Origin of the sequence: Bradyrhizobium sp. AZCC 1721 (assembly GCF_036924715.1) — a bacterium.
Taxonomy (GTDB): Bacteria; Pseudomonadota; Alphaproteobacteria; order Rhizobiales; family Xanthobacteraceae; genus Bradyrhizobium.
In genome coordinates this window covers 7,008,024-7,027,504 of sequence record NZ_JAZHSB010000001.1, presented here as the reverse complement: position 1 = coordinate 7,027,504, position 19,481 = coordinate 7,008,024, and the positions used below count along the sequence as shown (strand labels likewise).

The following is a 19,481-nucleotide window of genomic DNA, read 5'->3' as shown; positions in this document are numbered from 1 at the left end:
CAACGCGCCGACGACGGAACCCCACCGCTTCCGAGACGGCCTCCCATATTTCGGTTATGTCGGCACCGACGAAACCAGCAGTTCCTCTTGATCCGCAATCTGGTCGTCGCTGGACAGGAGCTCGAACACATACTTCCCGCGCTTCAGCGGCGGTCCCTGGATCGAGAGCCGTTCGAGCCCGTTCGCCCGAGCTTCAAGCGGAATGTCCGTGACGGCCTCCATCTGGTTGCCTCCAATATCTCTCTGCACGCGGATGCGCGCTCGCAACTCGGGCTGGGGCAGCATAGTAACGACAATCTCGTAGTGCGCGTCCTCCTCGATCGTGCGTTCGCTTAGCGAAAGATTCAGGGCGGCGTCCTCGACGCCGAACGTCGCGATGACCGCTTCGACGGGTATCGCGCCAAGCAGCATTCCGACGATCTTGTGCGTAAGCGACTTCTGCGCCACACCAAGATGATTGGCCTCTACATAGGCTGTCTGCACGCGAAGGGCACATGCGCTTTGGATGGGCACGGTACCATCGCCCGAGCTCTTGACCGTGACCGCGGCCGCCACATTGTGGTCCTGATCGAGTCGCGTGACGGTCTCGTGAGCGGCGCTGGCCACCGCAAAATATCGGCAGCTGGGTGGGCGCCGTGTCGGATCCAGGCGCGCCTGGAATGTCGTCGCTGCCGCCAAATGGTCCGAGTTCAGCCGGTAGTTGGCGACGACCGCAGGATCGAAGACGCTGATCGCCTTGAATGGCGAAGGATCGTCGAGCTTCCAGATCGGCAGGAGGGCTGCGGAGGGGAAGAGCTGAAAGCACGCCGGGAAGCCGGTTGCGGCTGCAATTCGGCTGAGCTGCTCCGCGGAAAGACCCATGGTGGAGCCTCCAACACCAACAGCCCTCGCGAAGGCGAGTGGCGCGCCCTCATGCGGCGTCGCCAGAAACACGGCCATCTTGACCGCGGCTGCCCACGGCTCGGCAGCCGTGCCGGGCTTTTCGAGACAGCCGCGCGCCACCAAGCCGCCCATCGAATGACAGATTAGCTTGATCTCGACGTCGGCGCCATGCTGTTTCACAAGGTCGGCCAGCATCTGACCGAACTGGTCGGAGAGCTGATTCAAATCGCGCCGCCAGTCGTAGTCGAATTTCGCGAAGCGCCGCCGCGCGTGGGTCTCGGAATATCCAAACCGCTCGATCGCCTTGACGATCGAGCCGTAGACGTCGATGCAGACGTTTTCGACCACACCGGCCGCCTGAAGATTCGTCTGCAGAAGCTTTTCGATACGCCGGTAGCCACTCATCGCCTCGATGGGGGTCGGCGGCCAAACCTCCTCTCCGTCAGGCGCTCTTAACTTGGAGCCGAAGATTCCCGGTACGAATATCACGATTTCCATGATCGCCCCTTTCGAGTTTGACGGCGATGGTCAGACGGTCTCATCAGGCATTCGACGCAGAGAGACAGTCGGATCGCCCAGAACCACCAGATTCTGGCGATCCATTGCAGCTAGCCGACGATAGACCTGCAATGTGTTACGATCATCGGCGTCAGGCGGAGGCTGAAACAGGCCGAAGAAACTGCCCGACTCCTTGAAGATGTCCGCCAGCGCCCAACCGATCGTCGGCACTGGTCGAACGGCTGCGTAGAGGCTGTCGTAGAGGCAGCGCACGATTGTGTGAGCTAGCTCCTGCTTGGTCAGCGGGTCCCGTAGCGTCCAATCGAAGGTCGGCTCGACGTGGCCAATGAATGCGCGTAGGGGGTTGGGTCTCCCGAGCAAATTGCGCGGAAGCGGCGCAACACGCGCCCCAGCGACCGTCGCCACGCCACGCGTCAGCGCAGCATTCTTCTCGTTTGGCGTGAACAGATCCAGGTAGCGCGTGACGCCGTCGGAGCCGGCCGAGCAGCAGGCGTGCGAATACCAGATCGCCCCCCCGGGCGACCAAGCATCGAGCGCTCCTGCTGCCAGGCACTGTCGGAACGCGTCCACCGGCGACCCGAGATTGGCAATGGTCGCGGCACTGTCCTTTAACGGACCCGTCATGCCATGGCTGGTCGTGCAGATGAACCCCGGTTTGCGCTCCTGAAGAGCATTCACAAGTGCCTCGCAAGTCGCGCTCCTGCCGGTGATCCAGGTGCGGCCTTGGGTCTCGTCATCTTGCGCAAACCGGCCTTCGAGCTCGGCGCCGATAATGCGTGCCATTAGAAAGGTGATGTCGGGCACTCCCCAGTTGGTGCTCCAGACGACCGGCCGGGCGAGGTCGGTGGTGCCGGCGGCCTTCCAATCGTCGATAAGCGCGTCGACATAGTTGCCCAGTCCCTCTTCGACAGAGAGGTCGAGTCGGCCGACAAATGCCGAGAGATTAAGCCCGTATTGTACGGCCCAGGGGATTTCCGCGGGCGCGCCATAGAGCAGTAGATACTGAGGAATTTGTCCCGCGCGCACGCCGCGATCGGGGGCCGCTGTCGACAGTGGCTCGCACTCTCCGTCTTTGTAGTAGCGATACAAGAGACCGGGCGGCTTGTTGGCACGGTACCGCAGGACCGGCGCAGTTTCCGCAGGCGCGTGTGCCCGTGCACCAAGCAAGCGGCGCAATGGTTCCGGCGCATCTGCGCCAACGGCCTTGTCCTTGGCCGGAATGCTATCGTTGTCACGGAGCACTAATCCCCAGCCCACATCCCGCGATCGCCAATCGCGCATCTCGGCGACGCGAGCTGGCGCGAGCGTGGGAAGTCTCAACACTTCTTTCGAGGCGTCGCCCGGAGTCCGGTCAGGAAATTCGAGCGTTGGGCTTTGAGATCCGTCCCACGCGTTAATGCGAAGCTCTGTAGGCCGATCAATCTCCATGTGGCGCCGCCCCATTTGCGCTACCGACATCGGGTTCCGGCCAGGGTAGCGCGCCGGCACTAATAAGTGCACACCGAGCTATCGAAATGTCCCCTGTTAATCCCTTCGCTGCTCGGGGCTCCGCGCGCGGCGAACACATGCCGCAAACGCGCACAATGCAGCTGAGAGTTGCTGTGGAGAACAACAAGGGTTGCTACTCCCAACTTCGTTGATTGCAGTCGGAGGTTGTAGCTATAGCGGGCAACTTGCAACGTATTTGCGAGCTAGTTCACACAGGCCACAGAATTGAATCGAGAGAAGGGCTTTCTTGGCGAATGGCCCCACTCGCCAGAGGTAATTAGGTGCGGCGACGCCCCTGTTGCTTTCTTGGCCTCCATAAATTGGCCCGTTACTAGCTCTCGCGTATTGCAACTGAAGATCGCGGATACGTGGCGCTTTCTACCTCTTCTACCATGATCCCGTCGCCGCTCAATCTGGCAGGGGAGCACAGGCCGAAGAGCTGAAGTCGGCAATTCAGTGACTAGATTATTTCCAACCAATCCAAACCTTCCGTCGAACGGTCTTGCCCATACTCCAGGCCATATTTGCGCTGGGATTGCAAACGAATTGGAACGAACGCGCGCGACGGTTGACGTACATCAAATGCCTGTCACGCAGGAGTTTCGTGAATTTCGGCGAACGTGAGCGAATGAGGGTGATATGTATTAAGTTTGTCTCCCTCTCCGCCAGCGCGCTGGTTCTTTCCAAGCAAATTGTCCGAGCCGAATGCACGGAGCGGCAATGAAGATTGGACCGCAGCCGGACAAATGGCTCCGAAAGAAAGCCAAGCAAGGCATGCGCGGCTATCCCGTCGGCACGATCGCCTTCTATGGTCCTGACAACCAGCGCGCTTCGAAAGTTGCCGTTTCTGTCATTCCGCAGGAAGGAGCCGAGCCCAAACTGCACCGGTGGTTTTCGGAAGCCGGCGATGTGCGGACGGACAAGACTATTCTCGCCGAGATCACCGCGTATTTGCGCCAGCATTCGGCGCGGTCGGTAGCGATGGCGGATGGAATCATGGGCTGTCCTCACGAAGAAGGGATCGATTATCCGATGGGCGAATCTTGCCCCCGATGCCCGTATTGGAAGGGACGAGATCGGTGGACCGGGGAATTGGATCAAGGTTGATGGTCGCAGGCACTATCTCCGCCTGGACGTGCAACGACTCGATAGCGAGCGTTTCATCCGAAGAGGAGCTTGAGAATCCCTCGGTCCGCTACCCTCCTTCGCTTGCTCTTCGGCGCAACGAGCCAGGCTGAAGCTGGCCGTACCATGGCGACGGAGCCGCGACGGTGGGCTGCCTCCGACTAACTCGCCATCTCGCACACCCGCCCGCCTTCACCCCGTCCGATGATCTCCGCAACCTTGCCGTCGACGATGTGGATGCGGCGGTCGGCGCGGGCGGCGAGCGCTGGATCGTGGGTTACCACAACCACGGTCTGGCCCTGGTCGGCGATGTCGCGGAGGATCGAAAACACCTGTTCCGTCGATGCCGTGTCGAGGGCGCCTGTCGGCTCGTCGGCGACGATGATATCGGGGCGGTTGGCAAGCGCGCGGGCGATCGCGACGCGCTGGCGCTGGCCGCCGGAGAGCTGGTTGGGACGCTTGTTGGCGTGCTCGCCAAGCCCAAGCGAGCCCAGCAGCGCAAGGCCGCGCTCGCGCATCTCGCCTTCGGTCATCCTGCCGGCTGCGCGCATCGGCAGCAGCACATTGTCGAGCGAGGTGAACTCCGGCAGCAGGAAATGAAACTGGAACACAAAACCGCATTTGGTTAGGCGAACGTCGGCTCGCTCCGTCTCCGACAATTTCGAGGTCGGTTGGCCGCAGATCATGATCTCGCCTTCGCTGGGAGCATCGAGCAGGCCCAGGAGATAGAGCAGCGACGATTTGCCCGATCCCGACGGCCCGGTAATGGCGACGAATTCGCCTTTGTTCACCGCAAGATCAATGCCGTTGACGAGGGTTTGCAAAACGACGCCTTCGATGCGGCGAACCAGCTCCACTGCTTGCAAAGCGACTTCGGTCATGATGCCCCCCGGATGATGTCGACTGGATGCACGCGCGTTGCCTTGCGTGCGGGGAAATAGGCCGCGCCTGCGCAGCAGAGCAGCGATATGCCGCCGGCGACCACATAGTGCATCGCAGAGTAATAGATTTGCAGCGGAACGGTCGTGCCGGTCAGCGGATTGAAGATCGTGATCTTCGACCAGCCGTAGCAGAGCAGGTAACCGAGGATCCACCCGAACAGGATGCCGACCACGCCGATAATGATGGATTCGATGATGAAGATCCGCCGCACTGCATACTCGCGCATGCCCAGCGATTTCATGATTGCGATGTCTTGACGCTTCTCGTGCGTGATCGTCGAGATGATGTTGTAGGTGGCAAAGGACGATGTCAGCAGCATCGCTGCCATCACCGTGAGCACGATGAAATCACGCACGGTAAAGGTCGACAGCAAGTCGGCATTGGCTTCCTGCCAGGACACCGACTTGTAACCGGTTTGCGCTTCGACCTGGGCGGCAACCTTTTGCGCCGACATCGGATCGTTCAACCGCAGCCGCAACTGGTTGACGACCCCGCTTTGCCCCATCATGAGCTGCGCCGTCCCGGCCAGCGAATAGATCTGGCTCTCATCGACGCGCTTCAAGCCGGAGCGAAACAGCCCGGCCACCGTCGAATTCAGCCGGGTGCCCTGGCCGCCGACCAGGAGGACAGTGTTGCCGGTTTTCACGCCGAGTTTTTCGGCGAGCGCCTCGCCGACGATGATGCCGTTCGGCGCGCGTGAAAGATCGTCGAGCTTTCCCTCGCGCATCTGCGAGCCGAGTTTCGAGACCTGGATCTCACGGCGGGGGTCGATGCCGGTCAAGGTGATCCCGATGCGGGCGCCGCCATGATCGATGATCGCGCTGGTCGCCACCGAGGGCGTCACGTCGCCGGGTATCCAGGAGCGCAGCGAGCTCATCACCGATTCCGGATATTTGATGCCGGGACGCTTGCCGACATTGGCGATGTCGGCCATTTGGACCGCTGCATATTCCTGCTCTGCGGGTTGCGTGGGCACGGAGCGCCGTTCATCATCGACCGTGATGTGCGGCATGGTGTCGACGAGCTGCCGCAGGAAATCGATCTGCGAGCCCTGCATCAGGCCGGCCATCATGATGGTGAAGCCGACCCCCATGGCGACGCCGGCCATACCCACCAGAGTCTGGCGTACCCGGGCGCTGACATGGGTCCATGCGATGTTGAACAGAAGCTTCACGGCACTTACCGGCTGTTGCTGATGAGGTTGCGACGGGCGTCGTTGACGACGGAATCGATGTGGGCGGTCATGGCTGCCGAGATCACCGCATCATCGGGATCCGAAGGAGCTGTGGTGGCCGAAGCTACCGCGACAGATTCGGGTGTCCCGGCTGGCTGATCGGTCGGTTCACTCGTGGGCGCCGGCTCCACAACTTTGGCCGAGTTGCTGTCGATGCGAATCCTGGCGCCCTCGGCGAGATCCGTGCGGGCGGGCGAAAGCACCGCGGTGCCCTTGGATATGTCGCCGAGGATCTCGATATTGCGGTTGCCACGGATGCCGACCGTCACCGGCACACGTTTGATCCGGCCGTCATCGACCATCTGAACCGAACCGGCTGCGACGGCCTCCGCCGGTACGACAATGGCCGCCTGCTTCTCGCGGAAGATGATATTGACCTCGGCCGACATGCCAATTCGCAGCGGCGTGTCCTGCGGCAGCCGCAGATAGACGCGGAAGGTTTTGCGGGTCGGGTCGCCCTTTGGCGTGATCTGGGAGACCGTGGCTCGCAGGGCCCTTCCGGGGAAAGCTTCGCTTCGCAGAAAAGCCTTCTGGCCGGTCGCGATGCGGTTGATTTCCTCCTCATTGATTTCGGCAACGACCTGCATCGGCGCAGGCGGTCCAACCCAGAACAAGACATCGGTGGGGCCGGCGATCTCGCCGACCTCGCCGTCGCGCCGCAGCACCATGCCGTCGAGCGGAGCTCTCAGCAGCAGCGAGTCGAGCCGTACCTTCTGCGCGGCGATCCGCGATTTTGTTTCCTCGAGCTTGGTCCAGCGCTGCTCGTAGTCGGTGCGCGCGGCGTCGCTCTTGTCGCGATCCTTCTCGGCGCGCGCCAGATCGCGTTCGAGCTGGCCGCGATTGATTTCCATCTGATCCAGCGCGCTGCGCTCCTCGGCGTCGTCCTGGCGACCGAGGACCTGGCCGGCCTTCACCACCTGTCCCTCGCATCTGCAAAGCTCGACCAGCCGGCGGCGCTGCAGCGGCACTACTTTGGCCCAGCGCTCGGGCTCGACGGTGCCGGTTCCGTAAACCGCTTCGGAAACCGGCGCGAGGCCCGCAATGCTGGTGGTCACCAACGGTGCACGAAGCAAGTGGGGATAGGCGTAATAGCCAACCCCTGCCGTGGCGACGGCCAGAATGCCGGTTGCGATCAGATGCTGCAACTTCATGGTGCCTCCCCTGACTCAGAAACCAAACCGCTTGCGCAGGCCCGATGGAACCTGGTCGAGCAGATCACGAACGTCTTCTTTCTTTGCATTCTTCATTGGAGCTGCCGACGTGGCCTTGGGAGATGCCTGCAATACCGTGGTGTTGGATGGCGCCGGCTGCGGGATAGCAGGCGACGGCGTGGCGGCGGGCGCTGGCTGCACGACGGCGGGCGCAGGTGGGGGCGCGGCCGGCGCGGGTTGGTCCGGGCTGTCTAGTGCTCTTTCGATTTTCGACGCCTTGTCGGAAGCCTTGACGGAGTCCTTTGGCGCGCCAGCAACCCGAACGGCGCGCCATTCTCTTGCGGCCACCACGGCACGGCCGATCTCGTCGCTCGTCATCTTCTTCATGAGAAGGGACATCAGTTGCCGCGCACCGTTGCGGTCCTCGTCGAGCTTGCTGGCGGAAGCGACGATGTGGGCCCAGGAATAGGCCTTCACATTTTCCTTCGCTACGCCGCGCCCGCTCGCGTAGAGGCCGGCAACGATCAGCATGGCGTGGGCATGCCCCTGATCGGCCGCGCGCAAGAACCAGCGAAATGCCTCCTGGTCGCTGCGCGGACGACCGACGCCTGACGAATAGAGCGCCCCGAGATAGAACTGGGCCTCATCATCGCCCGCTTGCGCCGCCTGCTCGTAGCGAGTGGCCATGTCCCGATCGGACGCGGCGTCGGCAAGTGCGGCGTGGGGGGCCGTCAGCACAGCGAGGCAGCAAGCCATAACGACGACGGCTCGCTTCATGGGCCTCGAAATCGCGTCACGAACGCCCGGCCGACATGAGCGGGTTGAGACTGGATTGATCGATGGGAAATTCAGAATGCGCCACATTGCGTACACGCCTTCAGCTTGTGTCTTTCGCCCCAGAAGCGCCCAAGCCGCGCCTGGCACAGCACCTCTCGCGACCAAAAGCCTAGCCCATTCGCGCGCTGACAAATGTGCGACCCATCACATATCCAGCTAGCCGCGGCTGGAACCTAAGGCGTGGTCCCTAACGTGACTGCGTTGGTGCAATTGCGACCAAGATGGTCGACTTCAGGACGCAGTATTGGCAGGATTGCTCTTGGAGCTGCCAGCATGCCCATCGGCGAACTCTTCATTCTCGGCTTCTTCGGCAAGATCGTTCCCAATTGGCTGAAGGAATTTGCGGCCCGCTACGGTCTCGGCGGGGTGATCCTGTTCGATTATTCCTGCCGGACGCGAGAATACGACAACAACATTGAATCGCCTGAACAGGTGCAACGCCTTTGCGCGGAGATTTCCGCGCTGCCGTCGCGGCCGATGGTGTTCATCGACCAGGAAGGTGGATTGGTACGGCGGCTGAAGGAAAACCGCGGGTTTGCGCCGCTTCCCAGTGCGAGGGAATTCAATCTCCTCGCATCGGATCAAAAGCACGCGATCCTCACCACGAGCTTTGCCGAGATGCGGCGGCTCGGCATCCACTATGATTTCGCGCCGGTCATCGACGTCGACTACAATCCCGACAGCCCCAATATCGGCAGGATCGAGCGTTCCTACTCCGCCGACATCGCCGAGGTGGAAGCCAATGCGTTGCTGGCAAGCGAGGTGGCGCGGACGCAGCGCATCGGCCTGTGCCTGAAGCATTTCCCCGGCATCGGCGGCGCGGTGGTGGATTCGCATCAGGAATTCATGGATATCTCCGAGGCCCTTCGCGGGGAGCAGGAAGAGCTGTTCTATTCGCTTGCACCAGCAATGTTCGGCGATGCGGTGCTGGTCAGCCACGCCATCGTCAGACAATGGGACGAACATTGCCCGATGACGCTGTCCGCGGCGGGGCTTGGCCGCTTGCGCAAGCGCCTTCCGGATACGCTCTTGATCACCGACGATATGCAGATGCAGGGATTGCAGAAGGCGTTGGGCACGCGGGAAGCCAGCCTGCAATCGCTCAAAGCCGGCATGGACATGCTCTGCATCGGCAACAATTTGTTCGATCAGGAACAGCAGATGGCCGGGATTGCCGAATACATCGCAGACAGCCTGCGCGAGGGAACCTTGTCCGGTTCGGCGATCGAGAAATCGATCGCGCGCGTCGGCAAGCGAAAGGCGCTCCTGACGGCCTGACGCGGTGGACCCCGAAATCCGAAGCACATCAGGCGCACAAGGTGTTGCGTTGCCAGGCCGTTGAGACTACAAGCGCTTTTTCAGCGGAAAGACCGACGATGGCCCATAATTTCGCGATCAACGACGACGTTCATCACCAGCAGCAGGGGCCGCAGGGCCGCGCCGTGGCGAAGGAACGAAGCGTCTACACCATCGTTTCCTGCCTGCCGATCGAAGCCGACGGCCGCCCGCGCTATCGCATCAGGAGCAAATCCGAGAATGTCGAGCGCGTCGTGACCGAGGAGCAGATCTCCAGGCTCGGCTGACCTCAAGCCTACTGCGCCTTCTCGTGCGCTGCGGTGCCGATCGCCTTGTAATCGTAGGTCGGATAGAACTCGGTGCGGTAACTGCCCCAGGCCGTGTTCTCGAGGATGCGGTTGACCTCGCGCAATCGCGACGCCGGCAGCCGCAGCGTGACCACCTGTCCGATCCCCATCATGACATACCAGCTCACGACTTCGACGCCGTCAGGCGGGAAAGCCTTGTAGTATCCCTGCCGCTGAAGCTGCGCGTTGAGTTCGCTCAGGGGCCGCGACTGGTCATGTTTGAGGAATACGGTGAGCATCACGGCGTTGTCGGCCGTCGGCGGGGCGTTCTCCGCCGCTGCCGGTGGGTTTTGCGCCGCCACGCCCGAGCTGAACGTCAGGACGCCGGCCAGCACGGCCATCGCCATCCATAATCCCTTTGCCTGCGACATCGCGGTCTCCCTTTTTGGATTCGTTGCGGGATGATTTGGGCCTCGATCATTGCGGGGCTGCCGGCGCATGTAATCAGGGCGATGCCGCGAGCAAGCCGTCGCGCGCAACGGGCGTCGAGGGGGAAGGGAGACGCCGGCTTGGGGCGCCGACAGGAAATCACACCGAGAACCGGCGGAGGTCTATTAACAAAGCAAATGCGCTCACCGTTAAAATACGGGGCTGGCGTGCAACGGCTTTTATGTTCGGAGCATGTATTTCGGCTGAAGACACCTGATTTCGAATGATTTTAGCCCGATTTAGTCCGGCGGCGAGACGGGCTGGCGGACTTCTCCGTATTCTTACCGGTTAAGAAGTTAACCATGAAAGAGGGTGGAACCGATAAAATAGTTATATGTCGGGACAAGATCATCGCGCCGCTGATTCGCACTTCACGAAGTGGATGGAAAACGTCACACCTCTCGAAGAGAATCCTGAGATCGTGCAGCTATCCGCCGCGCGCTCGCGTGCCGCGGAAGAGGCGGGAGCGGCGATCGCCCGGCAATTGAACGGACCGCTGACAGCGCTGCTGCTCTACATGAATGAGATCAAGCAGCACAGCCACCAGCTTTCGCAGGGATCCGGCAACCGGCTCTACCTGCAACAGGTGGTGGAGAACGCGCTTCAGCAAACCGAGCGCGTCTGCGCTCTGGTGAAGCAGATGTCGGACAATCATCCGGTGTCCGACGCCGTTCGCAAGCAGGCGGGCGAGGGCCAGCCCGGCCGCTCCGCGGATGGCGCCCGCAGGCCGGGCCTGATGTTGGCCCCGGGGTCAGGCCAGAAGCCTCTGACCAGGCGCGAGCGCGAGGTGCTGAGCCTGATCAGCGAAGGTTGCTCCAACAAGCAAGGCGCCTTGCGGATGAATATCAGCCCAAGAACATTCGAGAGCCATCGCGCCGAGGCCATGCGCAAGCTTGGCGCCCGCAACACCGCGGATCTGGTTCGCAAGGCGCTGCTGCAGCCCGCCTGATCTATCCCGAAGCGAAGCTTGCGATGCGCGGCTGAGCGGCGCGGTTTTGCGCTGCCGGAATCGGGGCTTGCGATTCTGCGCGATCGGGCCGTTCTGCCGTTCAGCAAAAATCTTCCATCAAGGAGCGGCTGCGCGCCGCGGGGCGCGGCGAGCGCGTCGGCTTGGGCTCTTCCGGGATGATCGTGATGGTCCACGCCGCCGGAACGCTCGACTTGCTTGCCACGATCGATCGAACGTGGCCGGTGACCGCCGATCCGGCCGAATGCACGGTTGCAGTCCTGCCATTGAACTGGGCGATACGGAGACGCCGCACTTCTTTCTGATCGCTCGTTTCAAACGTGAACATGAGGGCACTCCCTTGGTCCACGCAACTATCCTCAGTCAACGTTATCCGGAGGTGAAAATCTCAAACCGTAGAAGTACGGCTAACTGCGCGTCTGCGGTGTGCAGCGCGCTCTTCCGGGATGGTGTCAGCCGGCTGCGTCGGGAAACACCGCTTCCATCTTGGTCTTCAGCGTTGCGGCGTTGAACGGCTTGACGATGTAATTGTTGACGCCGGCCTTCTTCGCGGCGATCACGTTTTCGGTCTTGGATTCAGCGGTGATCATGATGAAGGGCGTCTTGGAGAATTCCGGGCTGGCGCGGACTTCCCTGAGCAGGTCGTAACCGGTCATCGGCTCCATGTTCCAGTCGGAGATCACGAGGCCGTATCGCTTGGTCTGCATCTTGGCGAGCGCAGCCGATCCATCGCTGGCCTCGTCGACATTCTCGAATCCGAGCTGCTTGAGAAGGTTGCGGATGATGCGGATCATGGTGCTGTAGTCATCGACCACCAGGATCGGCATCGACAGATCAAAAGCCATGTTCGTACTCCGCGCAAACAAGCAAACAATATGCCGCCGAACACAGGTGAATGCGCGTTGCACGCGAAAGAGTCTCGAACCCGCACCCGTCAGCACCGTGACAACTATCAGGGCTCGTTGAACAGCGCGTTAATCCCCTGCGGGACCGAAACGCCGCAGAAGTCGCGATTGGCCGTAGTAATACGGTGAGGCAGGGGGGGGTCGCAATCTTCGCGCGCAACGGCGATGCGAGGCGTACCGCAGATCGGGCTGCGGCCGTGGTCGATCGCAGCAAAGCGATTACGCGGCCGCGCTGTGGATGCGCGGATGCAGCAGCCTCGTGTACTGCGCCCTGACCGTCGCGTAGCATTCGCAGGACGTCTTGATCAGGCCGTCCACGTTGGTGATTTCGATATGCCCGCGGCTGTAGTGGATGAAGTCCGCTTGCTGCAGCGTATGGGCCACCAGCGAAACGCTGTTGCGGCGTGCGCCGATCATCTGGGCCATCGCTTCCTGGGTCAGGACCAGCTTGTCGCTGCCGGAGAGGTCGCGTGTATGCAACAGGCATCGCGCCAGCCGGGATTCCACCGTGTGCGAGGCATTGCAGCCGGCGGTCTGCTGGATCTGCGCATAGACGGCGAGGCCATGCCGCGTCAGCGCGGTGCGCAACGTCGCGCTCTGGTCGGCGGCAGCACGAAGCTGGTCGAGATCGATCGTCGAGGCCGCGCCCGGCACCAGCACCACGGCGGTGTTCAACGCCACGGCGTCGCCGAGGGCAGCGAATGCACCGAAGATGCTGTCGCGGCCGATCATCGCGATCTGGACGTGCTCGCCGCGCGCGAGCTTCACGACCAGCGAGATGACGCCCTTGTGCGGAAGGTACGCACGCTTGAGCGTTTCGTCGACTTCGACCAGCACCATCTCCTGGCTGAGATCGGCGGCGCGCAGATGCGGGCGGATCAATTCGAAATCGTCCGTGGTCAGCGAGGACAAGAATCCATTTGGAGAACGAGGGGCTGAATCCAAAGCAGTCTCCTGCCTTACGGCCAAGCCGGTCTCTGGCGTCTGCTGCGTACAGTCCGAACTGCAGGATGATCCTCGCACATTATATTGGCAAGAAAAACTGGCAAACGTAGGTTGGTGGCACCGGGCATCGGGTCGGCCAGGTGGGCCTTAACCGCTGCGACGCTTTGCTATGTCGGCACAGCGATGCGAACTCGCCGCCGGCAACCTTGCGAACATCTTCGGAGCAGCGACCGCGCGAGTTGCCACGTGGCTGGCGAGCTACAAATTCGCAATCCGGATCAGCCCAGGTTGTGGAACCGGCCTTATACACTGTAGAGGGCAGACAGAGTGGCCTGTTTTTAGCGGAAATGCGGTAGTGCACTGATTCGCAAGATAAAACTGCCGCACGATCAGCCGAGAGGTTCCCTTTGTGGAACCGCCGGTGGACGGAGCGCGTCCTACGCCGCGAGGGAGATGGGTCATGCGTCGCATCTTGGTGGTCGATGACGATCCCATGGTCTGCTCGGCCATCGAGGTCTATCTCGAACGTCACGGCTTTGAGGTGACCATCGCCGATGGCGGCGAAGCTGGGCTGCGTGCGCTGGAAGATTCCGGCTTCGACCTGATGCTCGTCGATATCTTCATGCCGCACATGCGCGGCTTCGAATCGATCAGGATTTTTCACGAGCGTGCGCCGACGATTCCCCTGGTTGCGATGTCGGGATACGCCTTTGCCAATCTCGATTCGCCGGCGCCGGACTTCCTGCGCATGGCGCTCGAGCTCGGTGCCACGCGCTGCCTGCGCAAGCCGTTCACGCCGGGCGCGCTGCTGGCGGTCGTCAACGAATGTCTCGCCGAAGCCCGCTCCCGTATCAGCGGCATCGCCCAGTCGAACTAGCGGCCGGCGAATTTCTCTCCGCAGCAATCGCCAGAATTTTTGCAAGCCGCGGTCACGGCCACTTAACCGTACTTTTACGGTTTGCTGCTTAGCTCAGCTTTAACCATCGGCAGTTCAGTGTCCGATTGCTGCAAATCAGAGCCGTCAAGTTGAGGCATTGTTAAATCTCGCTCTGTATTGCTGGCATGGCCAAAGAAATGGCTTCGAAACCAGAAGGAAATAGACATGTCAGGCATTGTCCTCTCCGCGTCGGTTCGCCAGAACCTCCTCTCCCTCCAGTCGACCGCTGATCTGCTCGCCACCACGCAGAACCGCCTTGCCACCGGCAAGAAGGTCAACACGGCCCTCGACAACCCCACGAACTTCTTCACCGCGCAGTCGCTCGATTCGCGCGCCGGTGACATCAACAACCTCCTCGACGGCATCGGCAACGGCGTGCAGGTGCTGCAGGCCGCCAACACCGGCATTACCTCGCTGCAGAAGCTGGTCGATACCGCAAAGTCGATCGCCAACCAGGCGCTGCAGAGCGCGGTCGGCTACTCGACCAAGTCGAACGTCTCCGCGACGATCGCCGGCGCCACCGCCACCGACCTGCGCGGCACCAACAGCTACACCAATGCGACCGCGAGCAGCAACGTGCTGTACACCGGTGCCGCGGGTGGCACCACTGCAGCCGGCTCTACAGCTCTGATCGGCGGTGTCGGCGGATCGACTGCGTTCGGTGTTAAGCTGAACAACAACACGTCGCCGAGCGCGATCACCTCCGCGACCGTGATTGCTGCGACTTCCGCCGCTGCGTCGGACGCCCTTGCTGATACCGTTGCGGCGACCGGCCTGGCCGGCAAGAGCATCACCGTTAATGGCAAGACGATTACGTTCTCGGCAACGGCTACCCCCGCTGCCGCCACTCTCCCCGCCGGTTCGGGTGTGCTCGGCAACGTCGTGAACGACGGCAACGGCAATTCGACCGTTCATCTCGGCACCGCCGCGACCAGCGCCACGACCGTTGGCGACATCCTGAACGCGATCGACCTTGCCAGTGGCGTCAAGACCTCAGTCAACACCGCCGGTGTGGCGGCATATACGACGGCTTCGAACACCCAGGCCAGCAGCGTCACCGCGGCAGGCGAACTGGCGATCTCGTCCACAGGCGGCGGCACCACCACTATCACCGGCGCCAACGACATTCTGAAGTTCTTCGGCTTGACCAGCGCGACCGGTTCCAGCACCGGCACCGTCACGGTGGGCAGCGTGACCAGCTCGAACACGACGGCCAACCTGGTGCAGGACGGCTCGACGCTCAACGTCAACGGCAGGACCATCACCTTTACGTCGGCGAAGGCGCCTGCCGCAGCGGCCGTCCCGGCCGGCTCCGGCGTCAGCGGCAACATCGTGACCGATGGCGCCGGTAACTCGACCGTCTACCTGCAGGGCGCGGCGATCTCTGACGTGCTAAACGCCATCGACCTGGCGACCGGCGTCAAGACGACCGTCAACGCAGGCGGCACCGCGACGCTGTCGACCGCACAAGGTGTGACAGCCTCCTCGATCGCCGCCAACGGCCAGCTGCAGATCAGCACCGGCACTGCCTCGGACCTCAACATCACCGGCACGGGCAATGCGCTCTCCGCGCTCGGCCTCGGCGGCAACCAGGGCACGGCTACGAGCTTCGAGGCCACCCGTACTGCTCTCGCTGGCGGCGTCGCCGGGAAGACCTTGTCCTTCACCTCCTTCAATGGCGGCACGGCGGTCAACGTCACCTTCGGCGACGGCTCCAACGGCACGGTCAAGACGCTCGACCAGCTCAACGCCGCGCTGCTGGCTAACAACCTCAGTGCGACGCTGGACTCGACCGGCAAGCTGACGATCTCGGCCACCAACGACTATGCGTCGACCACCATCGGTTCGGCGACATCGGGTGGTGCTATCGGCGGCACGCTCACCAGCGCGATCAGCTTCACCACCGCGTCGGCTCCCGTCGTCGATAATGCGGCGCAGACGGTTCGCAGCGGTCTGGTCAACCAGTTCAATGGCATCCTGGCCCAGATCACCACCACCGCAGCGGACGCGTCGTTCAACGGCGTCAACCTGCTCGGCGGCGATCAGCTCAAGCTGACGTTCAACGAAACCGGCAAGTCGACCCTGAGCATCACCGGCGTCAACTTCGATGCCGCCGGTCTCGGTCTGGCGAACCTGACGAGCGGCGTCGACTTCATCGACAACTCCGCCACCAACAAGGTCATTGCCAACCTGAGTTCGGCCTCGACCCTGCTGCGCTCCCAGGCTTCTGCCCTGGGTTCGAACCTCTCGATCGTGCAGATCCGTCAGGACTTCTCGAAGAACCTGATCAACGTGCTGCAGACCGGCTCGTCCAACCTGACGCTGGCCGACACCAACGAGGAAGCGGCGAACAGCCAGGCGCTGTCGACCCGCCAGTCGATCGCGGTGTCCGCGCTGGCGCTGGCCAACCAGAGCCAGCAGAGCGTGCTGCAGTTGCTCCGCTAATAAGCGGCAAATACAAGATCAAAACGGCGGGGATCTCCCCGCCGTTTTTTTATGAGCGTTCAATATTGTCATCCCGCACGGGATGCGCGTCGTCGATCGTCTCTCGATCGCGCAGTCGCATCACCGCAAACGCACAGCTCACGAAATTATTCACCATATCCGTATTAGCACGGACGGTGAAATTAACGCAGCCGTGAAAACCGAAGGGTTATTTCTACAGAAGGCCAGTATCTGATTTAGAGGGCGTGCTCATATGGATGATCTGTTGCGGGAGTTCCTGACGGAGACCAGCGAGAGCCTGGATACGGTCGACAATCAGTTGGTGCGGTTCGAGCAGGACCCGAGCGACGCGAAGATCCTGGATAACATCTTCCGCCTGGTCCACACCATCAAGGGCACCTGCGGCTTCCTGGGCCTGCCGCGGCTGGAAGCACTCGCCCATGCCGGCGAGACCTTGATGGGCAAATTCCGCGACGGCATGCCGGTCAAGGCCGAAGCCGTGACGCTGATCCTGTCGAGCATCGACCGCATCAAGGAAATCCTCGCAGGTCTGGAAGCCACCGAGACCGAGCCCGAGGGCACCGACGAAGACCTGATCGAGAAGCTGCACGCGATGGCCGAAGGCGGTCACCATGCGGCGGCAGCGCCGCCCGAGCCCGCGCCCGCGCCCGTCGTGGCGGCGCCGCCGGTTGCGCCCGCGATGACCAAGGGCACGCTGGTCGAGCAGGTGCTGGAACGCCCGTTGCGTCCGGGCGAAGTCTCGCTCGACGACCTCGAGCGCGCCTTCCGCGAGACCGCGACCGAAGCCGCGCCGGCACCCGTCGCCAAGGCTGCGCCGGCGCCGGAGGTTAAGGAAGTAAAGGCAAAACCGGCCAAGCGCGCCGCCGCCGCCGAAGTCGACGGCGAGGTCGCCGACAAGATCGCCAACCAGTCGATCCGCGTCAACGTCGACACCCTCGAACATCTGATGACGATGGTCTCCGAGCTGGTCTTGACCCGCAACCAGCTCCTGGAAATCTCCCGCCGCAACGAGGACACCGAGTTCAAGGTGCCGCTGCAGCGGCTCTCCAACGTCACCGCCGAGCTGCAGGAAGGCGTCATGAAGACGCGGATGCAGCCGATCGGCAATGCCTGGCAGAAGCTGCCGCGCATCGTGCGCGACCTCTCCGGCGAACTCGGCAAGCAGATCGAACTGGAGATGCACGGCGCCGACACCGAGCTCGACCGCCAGGTGCTCGATCTGATCAAGGATCCGTTGACGCACATGGTGCGCAACTCCGCCGACCACGGCCTGGAGACCCCGGCCGAGCGGCTCGCGGCCGGCAAGGGCGAGCAGGGCACGATCCGGCTCTCCGCCTATCACGAGGGCGGCCACATCATCATCTGCATCGCCGACAATGGCCGCGGGCTGAACACCGAGCGGATCAAGGCCAAAGCGCTGCAGAACGGTCTCGTCACCGAGGCCGAACTGGAGAAGATGACCGAAGCCCAGATCCACAAGTTCATCTTCGCGCCGGGCTTCTCCACCGCCGCCGCCGTCACCTCGGTCTCCGGCCGCGGGGTCGGCATGGACGTGGTGCGCACCAATATCGACCAGATCGGCGGCACCATCGACATCAAGAGCGTGGCCGGCGAAGGTTCTTCCGTCACCATCAAGATCCCGCTGACCCTGGCGATCGTCTCGGCCCTGATCGTGGAAGCCGCCGGCGACCGCTTTGCGATCCCGCAATTGTCGGTGGTCGAGCTGGTGCGCGCCCGCGCCAACTCCGAACACCGCATCGAGCGCATCAAGGACACCGCGGTCTTGCGGTTGCGCAACAAGCTGTTGCCGCTGATGCACCTGAAGAAGCTGTTGAAGATCGACGACGGCTCGTCCAGCGACCCCGAGAACGGCTTCATCGTGGTGACGCAGGTCGGCAGCCAGACCTTCGGCATCGTGGTCGACGGCGTGTTCCACACCGAAGAAATCGTGGTCAAGCCGATGTCGACCAAGCTGCGGCACATCGACATGTTCTCCGGCAACACCATTCTGGGCGATGGCGCCGTGATCATGATCATCGACCCCAACGGCATTGCCAAGGCGCTCGGCGCCTCCGGCGCCTCGGCCCATGAGATGGCCGACGAAGCCTCCGCGGCGCATGCCATGTCCGGCGAACAGCTCACCTCGCTGCTCGTGTTCCGCGCCGGCTCCTCGCAGCCCAAGGCGGTGCCGCTCGGCCTCGTCACCCGGCTGGAAGAGATCGCCACCGACAAGATCGAGCTCTCCAACGGCCGCTACATGGTGCAGTACCGCGACCAGCTCATGCCGCTGGTGCAGATGGCCGGCGTCACGGTCCAGAGCACCGGCTCGCAGCCGATCCTGGTGTTCGCCGACGACGGCCGCTCGATGGGGCTCGTGGTCGACGAGATCATCGACATCGTCGAGGAGCGGCTGCACATCGAGGTCGCCGGCCAGCAGGACGGCATTCTGGGTTCCGCCGTGATCAAGGGCCAGGCCACCGAGGTGATCGACGTCGGCCACTTCCTGCCGATGGCGTTTGCCGACTGGTTCTCGCGCAAGGAGATGCGGGCCTCCTCGACCGCGCAATCGGTGCTGCTGGTCGACGACTCCGCCTTCTTCCGCAACATGCTGGCGCCGGTCTTGAAGGCCGCCGGCTACAAGGTGCGGGTCGCCGTCAACGCCCAGGAGGGGCTCTCGGCGCTGCGCTCGGGCCAGACCTTCGACGTGGTGCTGACCGACATCGAGATGCCCGACATGAACGGCTTCGAGTTCGCGGAAGTCATCCGCGCCGACAACAATCTGGGCACGCTGCCGATCATCGCGCTGTCCTCGCTGGTGTCGCCGGCGGCGATCGAGCGCGGCCGGCAGGCCGGCTTCCACGACTACGTCGCCAAGTTCGACCGCCCCGGCCTGATCGCGGCGCTGAAGGAACAGACCGCCGAGACCCGGCGCGCGGCCTAGAGCATGATCCGGAAAAGTGGGAACCGGTTTTCCGAAATGATCATGCTCAAAACGAGAGAACGGTAACAGA

The 19,481-nt window shown here is 62.5% G+C and carries 18 protein-coding genes; 7 read left to right on the top strand and 11 right to left on the bottom strand.

Going from position 1 to position 19,481, the window contains the following annotated elements; translation table 11 throughout:
• Positions 1–54: 54 nt before the first annotated feature.
• Both V1273_RS33410 and V1273_RS33405 read right to left on the bottom strand, forming a co-directional pair.
• On the bottom strand, positions 55–1,380 hold the full coding sequence (locus V1273_RS33410) for an esterase/lipase family protein (RefSeq protein WP_334412080.1): 1,326 nt from the start codon (positions 1,378–1,380) through the stop codon (positions 55–57).
• 30 nt (positions 1,381–1,410) lie between these two features.
• Complete coding sequence (locus V1273_RS33405) at positions 1,411–2,829, bottom strand: hypothetical protein (RefSeq protein WP_334412079.1); 1,419 nt, start codon at positions 2,827–2,829, stop codon at positions 1,411–1,413.
• Positions 2,830–3,609: 780 nt separating this feature from the next.
• Between V1273_RS33405 and V1273_RS33400 the strand changes: the two genes are divergently transcribed.
• Complete coding sequence (locus V1273_RS33400) at positions 3,610–3,996, top strand: hypothetical protein (protein ID WP_334365566.1); 387 nt, start codon at positions 3,610–3,612, stop codon at positions 3,994–3,996.
• Between the two features lie 179 nt (positions 3,997–4,175).
• On the opposite strand, the gene V1273_RS33395 is transcribed toward V1273_RS33400, so the two are convergent.
• Genes V1273_RS33395 through V1273_RS33380 form a run of 4 tightly spaced genes read right to left on the bottom strand, consistent with a single transcriptional unit; the run spans position 4,176 to position 8,118 of the window.
• Positions 4,176–4,895, bottom strand: coding sequence for an ABC transporter ATP-binding protein (locus V1273_RS33395; protein ID WP_334412078.1), 720 nt, complete (start codon positions 4,893–4,895; stop codon positions 4,176–4,178).
• Positions 4,892–6,130, bottom strand: coding sequence for an ABC transporter permease (locus V1273_RS33390; RefSeq protein WP_334412077.1), 1,239 nt, complete (start codon positions 6,128–6,130; stop codon positions 4,892–4,894). Before V1273_RS33390 ends, V1273_RS33395 begins: the two co-directional genes overlap by 4 nt.
• A gap of 5 nt (positions 6,131–6,135) precedes the next feature.
• Entirely contained in the window at positions 6,136–7,341 is a 1,206-nt protein-coding gene (locus tag V1273_RS33385; RefSeq protein ID WP_334412076.1) for an efflux RND transporter periplasmic adaptor subunit, read from the bottom strand.
• Positions 7,342–7,356: 15 nt separating this feature from the next.
• Positions 7,357–8,118, bottom strand: coding sequence for a tetratricopeptide repeat protein (locus V1273_RS33380; protein WP_334412075.1), 762 nt, complete (start codon positions 8,116–8,118; stop codon positions 7,357–7,359).
• A 333-nt stretch (positions 8,119–8,451) separates the two neighbouring features.
• Here V1273_RS33380 and V1273_RS33375 point away from each other — a divergent pair, with 333 nt between their 5' ends.
• Both V1273_RS33375 and V1273_RS33370 read left to right on the top strand, forming a co-directional pair.
• Positions 8,452–9,456, top strand: a complete 1,005-nt coding sequence (locus V1273_RS33375) for a glycoside hydrolase family 3 N-terminal domain-containing protein (RefSeq protein WP_334412074.1) — start codon at positions 8,452–8,454, stop codon at positions 9,454–9,456.
• Positions 9,457–9,554: 98 nt separating this feature from the next.
• Positions 9,555–9,761, top strand: coding sequence for a hypothetical protein (locus tag V1273_RS33370; RefSeq protein ID WP_028348539.1), 207 nt, complete (start codon positions 9,555–9,557; stop codon positions 9,759–9,761).
• 8 nt (positions 9,762–9,769) lie between these two features.
• Here the strand turns inward: V1273_RS33370 and V1273_RS33365 are convergent, their stop codons facing one another.
• Positions 9,770–10,168, bottom strand: coding sequence for a hypothetical protein (locus tag V1273_RS33365; RefSeq protein WP_334379808.1), 399 nt, complete (start codon positions 10,166–10,168; stop codon positions 9,770–9,772).
• Between the two features lie 464 nt (positions 10,169–10,632).
• Between V1273_RS33365 and V1273_RS33360 the strand changes: the two genes are divergently transcribed.
• On the top strand, positions 10,633–11,199 hold the full coding sequence (locus tag V1273_RS33360; RefSeq protein WP_442894129.1) for a response regulator transcription factor: 567 nt from the start codon (positions 10,633–10,635) through the stop codon (positions 11,197–11,199).
• Positions 11,200–11,299: 100 nt separating this feature from the next.
• Here V1273_RS33360 and V1273_RS33355 read toward each other — a convergent pair whose 3' ends face one another.
• The 3 genes from V1273_RS33355 to V1273_RS33345 all read right to left on the bottom strand — a co-directional run bounded on the left by V1273_RS33355 (position 11,300) and on the right by V1273_RS33345 (position 13,067).
• Entirely contained in the window at positions 11,300–11,545 is a 246-nt protein-coding gene (locus V1273_RS33355; RefSeq protein ID WP_334365554.1) for a hypothetical protein, read from the bottom strand.
• Positions 11,546–11,669: 124 nt separating this feature from the next.
• Entirely contained in the window at positions 11,670–12,062 is a 393-nt protein-coding gene (locus tag V1273_RS33350) for a response regulator (protein WP_028348548.1), read from the bottom strand.
• Positions 12,063–12,341: 279 nt separating this feature from the next.
• Complete coding sequence (locus tag V1273_RS33345) at positions 12,342–13,067, bottom strand: Crp/Fnr family transcriptional regulator (RefSeq protein WP_334412071.1); 726 nt, start codon at positions 13,065–13,067, stop codon at positions 12,342–12,344.
• A gap of 460 nt (positions 13,068–13,527) precedes the next feature.
• Between V1273_RS33345 and V1273_RS33340 the strand changes: the two genes are divergently transcribed.
• Complete coding sequence (locus tag V1273_RS33340; protein ID WP_334412070.1) at positions 13,528–13,944, top strand: response regulator; 417 nt, start codon at positions 13,528–13,530, stop codon at positions 13,942–13,944.
• 74 nt (positions 13,945–14,018) lie between these two features.
• On the opposite strand, the gene V1273_RS33335 is transcribed toward V1273_RS33340, so the two are convergent.
• Positions 14,019–14,180 carry a hypothetical protein gene (locus tag V1273_RS33335; protein ID WP_334412069.1) on the bottom strand — a complete coding sequence of 54 codons (162 nt, stop codon included), beginning with the start codon at positions 14,178–14,180 and terminating at the stop codon, positions 14,019–14,021.
• Between V1273_RS33335 and V1273_RS33330 the strand changes: the two genes are divergently transcribed.
• A complete protein-coding gene (locus V1273_RS33330) occupies positions 14,170–16,449 on the top strand; it encodes a DUF1522 domain-containing protein (RefSeq protein WP_334412068.1) in 2,280 nt (759 codons plus the stop codon). The genes V1273_RS33335 and V1273_RS33330 overlap by 11 nt on opposite strands.
• Positions 16,450–16,702: 253 nt before the next feature.
• The gene (locus V1273_RS33325) at positions 16,703–19,411 is read left to right on the top strand and encodes a hybrid sensor histidine kinase/response regulator (protein WP_334412067.1); all 2,709 of its coding nucleotides are present in this window, start codon (positions 16,703–16,705) and stop codon (positions 19,409–19,411) included.
• The last annotated feature ends 70 nt before the right edge of the window (positions 19,412–19,481 follow it).